Origin of the sequence: Streptomyces sp. NPDC007863, assembly GCF_040633895.1 — a bacterium.
Lineage (GTDB): Bacteria > Actinomycetota > Actinomycetes > Streptomycetales > Streptomycetaceae > Streptomyces.
Genome location: NZ_JBEYEI010000005.1, coordinates 290,333 through 299,943 on the forward strand (window position 1 = coordinate 290,333; position 9,611 = coordinate 299,943).

Genomic DNA, 9,611 nt, shown 5'->3' on the forward strand with positions numbered 1-9,611 from the left:
CGGTGACGGAGGCCGGGCCGGTACGGGTCCGGCCTCCGGGTGTGTCAGCGGGTGTGTCAGCAGGTGTGGCGGTCGCGGGCCGGGTCGTAGAGGTGGCTGTCGCGGAACTCCGAGGCGGCGAGCGTGCGGCCGACGAGGATGACGGCCGTCTTGGTGATGCCGGCCTCCTTCACCTGGCCCGCGATGGACTCCAGGGTGCCGCGCAGGACGAGCTCGTCGGGGCGGCTGGCCATGGCGACGACGGCGGCCGGGCAGTCGGCGCCGTAGTGGGGGATCAGCTCGGAGACGATCCGGTCGGCGTAGCGGGCGCCGAGGTGGAGGACGAGCAGGGCGCCGCTGCGGCCGAGGGTGGCGAGGTCCTCGCCCTCCGGCATGGGGGTGGCCTGCTGGGCGATGCGGGTGAGGATGACCGTCTGGCCGACCGTGGGGACGGTCAGCTCCCGCTTGAGGGCGGCCGCGGCGGCGGCGAAGGCCGGGACGCCGGGCACGACCTCGTAGGGGATGCCGGCCGCGTCGAGCCGGCGCATCTGCTCGGCCATGGCGGAGAAGACGGACGGGTCGCCGGAGTGCAGCCGGGCCACGTCCTGGCCGGCCTCGTGGGCGGCGGTGATCTCGGCGACGATCTCGTCGAGGTGCATCTTCGCCGTGTCGACGAGCTTCGCGCCGGGCGGGCACTCGGCGAGCAGTTCGGCGGGGACGAGGGAGCCGGCGTAGAGGCAGACCCCGCAGGCCGCGAGGGTGCGGGCGCCGCGCACGGTGATGAGGTCGGCGGCGCCGGGGCCCGCGCCGATGAAGTAGACGGTCATGCCTCTGGAGAACCCTTCGTTACGGACCATTGCGTGACGGGCATCGCGGTGCGCCAGCCGGTGAAACCGCCGACGGGCACGGCGGCGGAGACCGCGAGCCGGACGAGTTCGCCGCCGTGGCGGCGGTGGCGGTCGGCGAGCAGCGCCTCGGATTCGAGCGTCACGGTGTTGGCGACGAGCCGGCCGCCGGCGGGGAGCGCGTCCCAGCAGGCGTCGAGCAGGCCGGGGACGGTGAGCCCGCCGCCGATGAAGACGGCGTGCGGGGCGGGCAGGCCGGCGAGCGCGGCGGGCGCCGGGCCGGTGACCACGCGGAGGGCGGGTACGCCGAGGGCGGCGGCGTTGCGGGTGATGCGGGCGGCCCGTTCGGGCGCGCGCTCGACGGCGATCGCCCGGCAGTCGCGGTGGGTCCGCATCCACTCGATGCCGATGGAGCCGGAGCCGCCGCCGACGTCCCAGAGGAGTTCGCCGGGGGCGGGCGCGAGCGCGGCGAGCGTGGCGGCGCGGACGTACCGCTTGGTGAGCTGCCCGTCGTGCTCGTACGCCTCGTCGGGCAGGCCGGGGGCGGCGCCGAGGCGCAGGGTGCCGGGGTCGCGGACGCAGTCGAGGGCGAGGACGTGGAGGGCGCCGGTGCGGGCGTGCGGCCAGTCGGCGGCGGTGGCGTCGAGGAGCCGTTCGGCGGGGCCGCCGAGCTGTTCGAGGACACGGATCCGGGTGCCGCCCCAGCCGGCCTCGCGGAGCAGCGCCGCGACCCGTGCCGGGGTCTCGGGGCCCTCGCCGAGGAGGAGGAGCCGGCGCCCGGGGTGGAGCGCGGCGCGTAGGGCGTCGAGGGGCCGCGCGACGAGCGAGAGCGTCTCGACGGCCTCCAGCGGCCAGCCGAGCCGGGCGCAGGCGTAGGAGACGGAGGACGGGTGGGGGTGGATGTCGAGGTCCCGGTCGCCGGCGGTCTCGGCGAGGGTGCGGGCGATGCCGTGGAAGGAGGGGTCGCCGCTGGCGAGGACGGCGATGGCGCGGCCCTCGTGGGCGGCGAGCAGTCCGGGGACGGCGGGGCGGAGCGGGGAGGGCCAGGGGATCCGCTCGCCGGGGCAGTCGGCGGCGGGGAGGAGGTCGAGCTGGCGGGGCCCGCCGATGAGCACCTCGGCGGCGCGCAGGGGGCGGCGGGAGCTCTCGGGGAGTCCGTCCCAGCCGTCCGCGCCGATTCCGACGACCGATATCGCACCGTTCACGTCGGCGACTCTACGGGAGGGGTGCGGGCGGGCGGCACGTGGCGGCCCTCACGTACCCCCGTGCCCCCGGGCGGGGGCGGGCCTCACTTCTGGGCGTTCTGCCCCACGTAGAAGAGGAGCCAGACGAAGCCGGCGAAGGCGTGGGTGGCGAAGACGTAGACGAAGACGCGGAGCATCACGCCCCGCTCCTTCCAGCTCTCGTCGTCGCGCGTCTTCTCGGTCATGCCGTCCAGGGTACGGGCCGTGGAATAGGACGGAGGGTGGCACCGTTGGACGAGATGATTTAAGCTTCAACTACTAATTCGGAACGCGAGAGGTGACCACGATGCAGTTCGGGATCTTCACCGTCGGCGACGTGACGACCGACCCCACCACCGGCCGCACCCCCACCGAGCACGAGCGCATCAAGAACACGGTCGCCATCGCGCTCAAGGCCGAGGAGGTCGGGCTCGACGTCTTCGCGACCGGCGAGCACCACAACCCGCCGTTCGTCCCGTCCTCCCCCACCACCCTCCTCGGGCACATCGCGGCCCGCACGGAGAACCTGATCCTCTCCACGTCCACGACGCTCATCACCACCAACGACCCGGTGAAGATCGCCGAGGACTACGCGACCCTCCAGCACCTCGCCGACGGCCGCGTGGACCTGATGATGGGCCGCGGCAACACCGGCCCGGTCTACCCGTGGTTCGGGCAGGACATCCGCCAGGGCATCCCGCTCGCCATCGAGAACTACGCGCTCCTCCACAAGCTGTGGAGGGAGGACGTGGTCGACTGGGAGGGCAAGTTCCGCAGCGCGCTCCAGGGCTTCACGTCCACCCCGCGCCCGCTCGACGGCGTCCCGCCGTTCGTCTGGCACGGCTCCATCCGCTCCCCGGAGATCGCCGAGCAGGCGGCGTACTACGGCGACGGCTTCTTCGCCAACCACATCTTCTGGCCCAAGCAGCACACCGAGAAGATGGTCCGCCTCTACCGGCAGCGGTACGCGCACTACGGCCACGGCACCGAGGAGCAGGCGATCGTCGGCCTCGGCGGCCAGGTCTTCATGCGGAAGAACTCGCAGGACGCGGTACGGGAGTTCCGCCCGTACTTCGACAACGCGCCGGTCTACGGCCACGGACCCTCCCTGGAGGAGTTCAGCAGCCAGACCCCGCTGACCGTCGGCTCCCCGCAGGAGGTCGTCGAGCGCACCCTCTCCTTCCGCGAGTACGTCGGCGACTACCAGCGCCAGCTCTTCCTCGTCGACCACGCCGGACTGCCGCTGAAGACGGTCCTGGAACAGCTCGACATCCTCGGCGAGGAGGTCGTCCCCGTCCTCCGCAAGGAGTTCGCGAACCTCCGCCCGGCCGGCGTCCCGGCCACCGCCCCGCTCCACCCCGCCGTCCTCGCCGCCCAGGAGGTCTGACGCCATGCAGACGCTGAAGCTCGTCGCCGTCTCCGCCGGCCTGAGCAGCCCCTCCTCCACCCGGCTCCTCGCCGACCGCCTCGTCCAGGCCGCCCGCTACCGGCTCGCCGAGCAGGAGTACGCCGTCGAGGCCGAGGTGATCGAACTCCGCGACCTGGCGCTGGACATCGCGAAGAACCTCGTGACGGGCTTCCCGTCGGAGGCGCTCCGGGAAGCCCTCTCCAAGGTGACCGGCGCGGACGGCGTCATCGCGGTCACCCCCGTCTTCACCGCCTCCTACAGCGGCCTGTTCAAGTCCTTCTTCGACCTGCTCGACCCGGCGGCCCTCACCGGTACGCCGGTCCTCCTCGGCGCGACCGGCGGCACCGCCCGGCACAGCCTGGTCCTCGACCACGCGCTCCGGCCCCTCTTCGCCTACCTGCGCGCCCGGATCTCCTCCACCGCCGTCTACGCGGCCTCCGAGGACTGGGGCACGGGCGGCGACGCGTACACCGAGGGGCTGCCGCACCGGATCACCCGGGCGGGCGAGGAGTTCGCGGACCTGGTGGCGACGGCGGCGGCCGCCCGCCCCGCGGCCGGCGAGGAGTTCGTCCCCTTCGAGAAGCAGCTGGCGGACCTGAGGCTCGACTGACCGGTTTGTTACGTTGGTGAGAGTTCGACACTTGTGGACTCTCCCGACGACGAACGGAGGTCGGCGATGGCCGGCGGCAGGATCGTGGTGGGCGTGGACGGCTCGGGCCCGTCCCTGAAGGCGCTGAAGTGGGCGGCCGCGCAGGCCGCCCTCACCGGGGACACGCTCCACGCGGTGATCAGCTGGGAGTACCCGGCGTCCTGGGCGACGCTGATGCCGGGCGTACCGCCGGAGTTCGACCCCGAGCGGCTCGCCAAGCAGATCCTCGACCAGTCCCTCGCGGAGGCGCTCGCGCCGGAGCAGGCGGCGGCGACGACCCGCACGGTCGTCTCCGGCAACCCGGCGCAGGCGCTGATCGACCAGGCGGCGGGGGCGGAGCTGCTGGTCGTGGGGGACCGCGGCCACAGCGGCTTCAAGGCCGCGGTCCTGGGCTCCGTCTCCACCAACGTCACCCAGCACGCCCCCTGCCCGGTCGTCGTGGTCCGGGGCACCTGACCCCCGCCGCGCGTGCCGCCGCCGCTCCGTCACGGGGCGGCGGGCACGGCCGCCCGACAGGCGGGGCGGGGCCGGGCGGTGGAGGATGCCTCTCATGGAGATCAGACTCGAACTGGTCGGGGTGCCCGTCACCGACATCGACCGTGCCAAGGCCTTCTACGAGCGCGTCGGCTTCCACCCGGACCACGACGTCACCGTCAGCGAGGACATCCGCTTCGTGCAGATGACCCCACCCGGCTCGGCCTGCTCGATCGCCTTCGGGAAGGGCATCACCGGGATGGCCCCGGGCTCCCTCGACAACCTGCAGGTCGTCGTCGACGACATCGAGCGCGCCCACGCCGACCTCACCGCGCGCGGCGTCGACGCCGGCGAGATCGACGACCAGCCGTGGGGTTCGTTCGTGTACTTCACGGACCCGGACGGCAACCGCTGGGCGGTCCAGCAGAAGACGCCCCGCGGCCGATAGGCCTCACTTGCGGTTGTAGAGCCGCATCGTCACCGCGCCGAACACCGCGACGAAGAGCGCCGACCACCCCAGCGACCAGGCGATGTCCGCCGCCGGCCAGTTCCCGGCCATCAACTCCCGTACGGCCGTCGCCAGGTGCGTCACCGGGCTGTTGTTCACGAAGGCCTGGAGCCAGCCCGGCATGGTCTTCGGGTCGACGAAGACGTTGGAGAGGAAGGTCAGCGGGAAGATCACCATCATGCTGACGCCCATGACGGACTTCTCGCTGCGCAGCAGCAGTCCGAACATGGTCCAGATCCACGAGAAGGCGAACGAGAAGACCAGCAGCAGCGCCACCCCGAGCAGCACGCCCATCACCCCGCCGCCGGGCCGGTAGCCGATGACGAGGCCGACGCTCAGCATCACGGCGGAGGCGATCAGATAGCGCACGACGTCGCCGAGGAGATAGCCGACCATCGGCGCCGGCCGCCAGATCGGCAGGGTGCGGAAGCGGTCGAAGACGCCCTTCTCGATGTCCGTGTTGACCGAGACGCCGGTGTACATCGTGATCATCACGACCGACATCACGAGGATGCCGGGCAGCAGGAACTGGATGTACGCCGAGGCGGACCCGGCGAGCGCGCCCCCGAAGAGGTACGTGTACATCAGCACCATCATGATCGGGAACGCCGTCACGTCGAACAGCTGCTCCGGCACGTGCTTGATCTTCAGCATGGCCCGCCAGCCGAAGGTGAGCGACGCGGAGAGCGCCCCGGGCCGGGCGGGCCGGTCCTTCGCGAGGAGCAGGGCGGCGAGTTCGTCGGCGCGGGGCGCCGCGAACTCCACCCCCTGACCGGTCTGCGTGGTCGTGTCGGTGCTCATGCGGCCGGCCCCTTCCGGTCGGTGAGGGCGAGGAACACCTCGTCGAGGCTGGGCTGCCCCAGGGCGAAGTTGTCCACGGTGATCCCGGCGCGGGCCAGCTCGGCGAGGGCGCGCGCGGCCTGTTCGGCGGCGCCGAGGTCGGTGCCGTGGCCGTTGACGGTGGCGGTGAGGGCGACCGGGTCGGGATCGAGCTGGACGGCGGCGTTCAGGGCGGTGGTGAGGACCCGCTCGGCCCGGGCCCGCTGCTCCGCGTCCCGGAGCCGCACGTGGACGGAGCCCGAGCCCACCGAGGCCTTCAGCTCGCCCTTCGTGCCCTCCGCGATCACCTTGCCGTGGTCGATGACGGCGATCCGGGAGGCGAGCTGGTCGGCCTCGTCGAGGTACTGGGTGGTGAGCAGGACGGTCGTGCCCTGGTCGACGACGGCCCGCACGATGTCCCAGACCTGGTTGCGGCTGCGCGGGTCGAGGCCGGTGGTCGGTTCGTCGAGGAAGAACAGGTCCGGGGTGTTGAGGATGGACGCGGCGATGTCGATGCGGCGCCGCATGCCGCCCGAGTAGTTCTTGACCTGCCGGTCGGCGGCCTCGGCGAGGCCGAAGGCGTCGAGCAGCTGGGCGGCGCGGTCGCGGGCGGCGGGGCGGCCGTGGCCCAGGAGGCGGGCGAGGAGGACGAGGTTCTCGGTGCCGGTGAGGTCCTCGTCGACGGAGGCGTACTGGCCGGTGAGGCTGACCCGGCCGCGGACGGTGTCGGCCTCGGCGACGACGTCGTGCCCGAACACGCGGGCGTGCCCGGCGTCCGGGCGGAGCAGCGTGGCGAGCATCTTCACGGCGGTGGTCTTCCCGGCGCCGTTGGGCCCGAGCAGGCCGTACACGGTCCCGGCCGGGACGCGCAGGTCGACGCCGTCGACGGCCCGGTTGGTCCCGAAGACCTTCACCAGGCCCTCGGTCTCGACGGCGAAGCCGTTCGTCGCGGCCATTCCGGTGCCTCCCTCTCCCGAGCCCACCCTCCAGTCTGCTGCGGGACGGGCGGGGGCGCAGTCCGGAGGAGGGAGGAGACGCCGGGCCGCCGGTCAGTACGGCGCGGGGTGACCGGTGGCGTCCTCGTGCGTGTAGAAGAGGTAGAACATGCCGGCGCCGACGGCGATGCCGACCGCGAGCCCGAGCCCGCTCGACGAGAGCACGCTCGCCCCGGAGAGGCTGTAGAGGAAGCCGGTGGCGCCGCCCGTGACCGCCGCCCACGCCACGGCGCGCGCCTCGCGCGGCAGGGCGCGCCCGTAGGTGCGCAGCGCCCACAGGGCGCCGCCGAGGGCGAGCGCGGAGACGATGCCGAGCCAGAGCTGGCCCCAGGTGAGCGCCCCGCCGTGCCGGGAGACGGTGGCGGCCCAGAGGCCGTAGAGGATGCCGATGACGGCGGGCATGACGGCGCCGTGCGTCTCCACGGAACGCCGTGCGGGTACCGCTGCGTGTGCGGCCATGGCAGGAGCTCCTTCGTGTCGCCCCCCTGCTGCTGCACCCTCCAGGGCACACCCGCCGTCGGCGCCCCGCAAGTCGGGTCAGTGCCCGGCGGCCCCGTCGCGGCCGGCGGGCCTGACCGCCACCGCGTCGATCTCGAAGAGCATTCCGGGCAGGGCGAGGGAGGCGACCCCGCTGAGGGTCTGCGCGGCGAGTTCGCGCCGCCCGGCGAGGTCGGCGCGGCCCATCGCGCCGGCCACCCGTTCGGAGCAGTCGGAAGGACTAAATGTTCGGATTGATCCCACTATGGGCCCATGAGCCAGAACAGCACACCCCCGCGACCGGACTCCGCCCCCCGACCGCCGAGGTCGAGCACCTCGGAGGCCTGGTCCTCCGGCGGAACGCTCTTCGCCGGTGTCCTCATGCTGGTCACCGGCATCATGGACGTCTTCCAGGGCATCGCCGGGATCGCCGAGGACGACGTCTACGCCCGCGTCGGCGACTACGTCTTCAAGTTCAACCTCACCACCTGGGGCTGGATCCACCTGATCCTCGGCATCATCGTCGCGATCGCCGGTTTCGGGATCCTCAAGGGCGCCGAGTGGGGCCGGGTCGCCGGTATCTCCCTGGCCTCCCTCAACCTCCTCGCCCAGTTCCTCTTCATCCCCTACCAGCCGTGGTGGGCGCTCTTCTCGATGGCCATCTCGGTCTTCGTGATCTGGGCCCTGGCCACGGACGACCAGTACGGCCGCGACGAGCGGTACTGACATGGGCGCGCGCGGACGGCCCCGGCGGTTCGGGGCGGCGCTCCTCGCCCTCGCCGCGACCGGCGCCGTCGCGGGCGCCACGACCGGCTGCGAGGCGGCCAAGGAGACCGCCGGGGACATCGTCTCCTCGGCGAGCTCCGCGGTCGCCTCGGCGGCGCAGCGGAAGATGGACGAGATCAAGGACGGGGCGAACGCCACCGCCGACGTGACCGCCGGCCCGACCTCCGTCGACGGCGACCGCACGGTCGCCACCGTCACCGCCGCCAACCCGAAGGACACGACCGCCGACTACACGGTCCTGGTCACCTTCCGGGACGCCGGCGGGAACTTCCTCGACACCGTCGTCCTCACCGTCGACGGCGTCCCCGCCGGAGCCTCCAAGTCCGGTACGGCGCGCAGCAATCGGACCCTGACCGGCCCGACGACCGCGGAGATCGAACGGGCCCTGCGACACTGACGGAGTGGACCGAGCCCTCGCATCCGACGCCCACCCGACGCCCGTCGCGGGGACCCCCGCGCCCCCGCCGCCCGCTCCCCTCCGGCCCAGGCCCGGCACCCGCGCCGCCGCCTGGGCCGCCGGACTGCTCCTGGTCGTCCCCGCGGTCGTCGCCGGCTGCAAGGCGTACGGCACGGACGGCGTCACCCCCGTCCCGCAGCTCCTCTCCTTCCTCCCCTGGCTGACCGTCCCCGCCGCCCTGGGCGTGCTGTGCGCGGCGGCCGCCCGGCACCGGCCGCTGGCCTGGCTCTCGGTCCTCGTCCTCATGGTCACGGCCTGGACGACGCTCCCCCCGCTGCTCGTGTACTCCTACGGCACCCCGGTCGCGCGGATCCGCGTGATCGCCGCGAACGTCGAGTTCGGGCAGGCCACCGGCTCCCTCGTCGACCTCGCGCGCCGCGAGAGGCCCCAGCTCCTGTACGTCTCCGAGTGCGACCCCCGCTGCGTCCGCACCCTCACCGCCGCGCTCTCCCGGCAGCTGCCGCACCGGGTCTCCGTGGACGCCGAGGGCTCGAAGGGCTCGGTCATCCTCAGCGCCTACCCGCTGCGCGACCGGTCCGCCGTCCCCGCCACGATGGGGATGCCGGGCGCGACGGCGGAGATCGCCGGACGGGCCGTACGGCTCCAGCTCGCGCACCCGATGCCGCCGCTGCCGGACCAGGTCGGCCTCTGGAAGACGGAACTGGCCCGGCTGCGCGCGGAGATCACGTCCCGCCCGCCGGGCGAACCGCTCCTCCTCGCCGGCGACTTCAACGCCTCCCAGGACCACGCCGCCTACCGCGCCTTCCTCACCACCCGCGCCCTCCTCGACGCCGCCCACGTCACCGGCGCCTCCCGCACCCCGACCTGGCCGGCGGAGGGCCCGCTGCCGCCCTACGTCCAGATCGACCACGTCCTCTCGTCCCCCACCCTCACGCCCGTCGCCACCCGCTTCCTCCCCCTCCCCGGCAGCGACCACCGGGCCGTCCTCGCCGACCTCGACCTGCACGAAGGACGCTGATCGGCGACGCTG

General features: G+C 73.3%; 13 protein-coding genes and 1 pseudogene. 7 read left to right on the forward strand and 7 right to left on the reverse strand.

Features of this window, described 5'->3' with window-relative positions; all coding sequences use genetic code 11:
- Positions 1 to 56: 56 nt before the first annotated feature.
- The 3 genes from cobM to ABZ621_RS10550 form a co-directional block, all read right to left on the reverse strand.
- On the reverse strand, positions 57 to 806 hold the full coding sequence (cobM, locus tag ABZ621_RS10540; protein WP_360602772.1) for a precorrin-4 C(11)-methyltransferase: 750 nt from the start codon (positions 804 to 806) through the stop codon (positions 57 to 59).
- Positions 803 to 2,029: a precorrin-6y C5,15-methyltransferase (decarboxylating) subunit CbiE gene (gene cbiE / locus ABZ621_RS10545; RefSeq protein ID WP_360602774.1), complete on the reverse strand. Its 1,227-nt coding sequence runs from the start codon at positions 2,027 to 2,029 to the stop codon at positions 803 to 805. Before cbiE ends, cobM begins: the two co-directional genes overlap by 4 nt.
- Before the next feature lie 83 nt (positions 2,030 to 2,112).
- Complete coding sequence (locus ABZ621_RS10550) at positions 2,113 to 2,253, reverse strand: DUF6126 family protein (RefSeq protein ID WP_360602776.1); 141 nt, start codon at positions 2,251 to 2,253, stop codon at positions 2,113 to 2,115.
- A gap of 101 nt (positions 2,254 to 2,354) precedes the next feature.
- On the opposite strand from ABZ621_RS10550, the gene ABZ621_RS10555 reads away from it, so the two are divergent.
- The 4 genes from ABZ621_RS10555 (at position 2,355) to ABZ621_RS10570 (ending at position 5,026) form a co-directional block, all read left to right on the forward strand.
- Entirely contained in the window at positions 2,355 to 3,434 is a 1,080-nt protein-coding gene (locus ABZ621_RS10555) for an LLM class flavin-dependent oxidoreductase (protein WP_360602778.1), read from the forward strand.
- A gap of 4 nt (positions 3,435 to 3,438) precedes the next feature.
- Entirely contained in the window at positions 3,439 to 4,065 is a 627-nt protein-coding gene (locus tag ABZ621_RS10560) for an FMN reductase (protein ID WP_360602780.1), read from the forward strand.
- A 66-nt stretch (positions 4,066 to 4,131) separates the two neighbouring features.
- Positions 4,132 to 4,560: a universal stress protein gene (locus ABZ621_RS10565; protein ID WP_360602781.1), complete on the forward strand. Its 429-nt coding sequence runs from the start codon at positions 4,132 to 4,134 to the stop codon at positions 4,558 to 4,560.
- A 94-nt stretch (positions 4,561 to 4,654) separates the two neighbouring features.
- On the forward strand, positions 4,655 to 5,026 hold the full coding sequence (locus ABZ621_RS10570) for a VOC family protein (protein WP_360602783.1): 372 nt from the start codon (positions 4,655 to 4,657) through the stop codon (positions 5,024 to 5,026).
- A gap of 3 nt (positions 5,027 to 5,029) precedes the next feature.
- Here the strand turns inward: ABZ621_RS10570 and ABZ621_RS10575 are convergent, their stop codons facing one another.
- From ABZ621_RS10575 to ABZ621_RS10590, 4 genes and pseudogenes are all read right to left on the reverse strand, one after another.
- Entirely contained in the window at positions 5,030 to 5,887 is an 858-nt protein-coding gene (locus ABZ621_RS10575) for an ABC transporter permease (protein ID WP_360602785.1), read from the reverse strand.
- On the reverse strand, positions 5,884 to 6,861 hold the full coding sequence (locus tag ABZ621_RS10580) for an ATP-binding cassette domain-containing protein (protein ID WP_360602787.1): 978 nt from the start codon (positions 6,859 to 6,861) through the stop codon (positions 5,884 to 5,886). The genes ABZ621_RS10575 and ABZ621_RS10580 overlap by 4 nt, the downstream gene beginning before the upstream one ends.
- A 93-nt stretch (positions 6,862 to 6,954) precedes the next feature.
- Positions 6,955 to 7,359, reverse strand: a complete 405-nt coding sequence (locus tag ABZ621_RS10585; RefSeq protein ID WP_360602789.1) for a hypothetical protein — start codon at positions 7,357 to 7,359, stop codon at positions 6,955 to 6,957.
- Between the two features lie 78 nt (positions 7,360 to 7,437).
- A pseudogene (locus ABZ621_RS10590) lies at positions 7,438 to 7,551 on the reverse strand (RidA family protein); the annotation flags it as partial.
- 99 nt (positions 7,552 to 7,650) lie between these two features.
- Between ABZ621_RS10590 and ABZ621_RS10595 the strand changes: the two are divergent.
- The 3 genes from ABZ621_RS10595 to ABZ621_RS10605 are packed head-to-tail and all read left to right on the forward strand — an operon-like array spanning position 7,651 to position 9,599.
- Positions 7,651 to 8,103, forward strand: coding sequence for a hypothetical protein (locus ABZ621_RS10595; RefSeq protein ID WP_360602791.1), 453 nt, complete (start codon positions 7,651 to 7,653; stop codon positions 8,101 to 8,103).
- A gap of 1 nt (position 8,104) precedes the next feature.
- Positions 8,105 to 8,560: a hypothetical protein gene (locus ABZ621_RS10600; protein WP_360602793.1), complete on the forward strand. Its 456-nt coding sequence runs from the start codon at positions 8,105 to 8,107 to the stop codon at positions 8,558 to 8,560.
- A 4-nt stretch (positions 8,561 to 8,564) separates the two neighbouring features.
- Positions 8,565 to 9,599, forward strand: coding sequence for an endonuclease/exonuclease/phosphatase family protein (locus ABZ621_RS10605; RefSeq protein ID WP_360602795.1), 1,035 nt, complete (start codon positions 8,565 to 8,567; stop codon positions 9,597 to 9,599).
- The last annotated feature ends 12 nt before the right edge of the window (positions 9,600 to 9,611 follow it).

Excerpts from the sequence above, each read along its gene's own strand:
- ABZ621_RS10570 (WP_360602783.1), top strand. The coding sequence starts at position 4,655 with ATGGAGATCAGACTCGAACTGGTCGGGGTGCCCGTCACCGACATCGAC.
- ABZ621_RS10565 (WP_360602781.1), top strand. The coding sequence starts at position 4,132 with ATGGCCGGCGGCAGGATCGTGGTGGGCGTGGACGGCTCGGGCCCGTCC.
- ABZ621_RS10585 (WP_360602789.1), bottom strand. The coding sequence starts at position 7,359 with ATGGCCGCACACGCAGCGGTACCCGCACGGCGTTCCGTGGAGACGCAC.
- ABZ621_RS10550 (WP_360602776.1), bottom strand. The coding sequence starts at position 2,253 with ATGACCGAGAAGACGCGCGACGACGAGAGCTGGAAGGAGCGGGGCGTG.
- ABZ621_RS10575 (WP_360602785.1), bottom strand. The coding sequence starts at position 5,887 with ATGAGCACCGACACGACCACGCAGACCGGTCAGGGGGTGGAGTTCGCG.
- ABZ621_RS10555 (WP_360602778.1), top strand. The coding sequence starts at position 2,355 with ATGCAGTTCGGGATCTTCACCGTCGGCGACGTGACGACCGACCCCACC.
- ABZ621_RS10600 (WP_360602793.1), top strand. The coding sequence starts at position 8,105 with ATGGGCGCGCGCGGACGGCCCCGGCGGTTCGGGGCGGCGCTCCTCGCC.
- ABZ621_RS10595 (WP_360602791.1), top strand. The coding sequence starts at position 7,651 with ATGAGCCAGAACAGCACACCCCCGCGACCGGACTCCGCCCCCCGACCG.
- ABZ621_RS10580 (WP_360602787.1), bottom strand. The coding sequence starts at position 6,861 with ATGGCCGCGACGAACGGCTTCGCCGTCGAGACCGAGGGCCTGGTGAAG.
- ABZ621_RS10560 (WP_360602780.1), top strand. The coding sequence starts at position 3,439 with ATGCAGACGCTGAAGCTCGTCGCCGTCTCCGCCGGCCTGAGCAGCCCC.
- cobM (WP_360602772.1), bottom strand. The coding sequence starts at position 806 with ATGACCGTCTACTTCATCGGCGCGGGCCCCGGCGCCGCCGACCTCATC.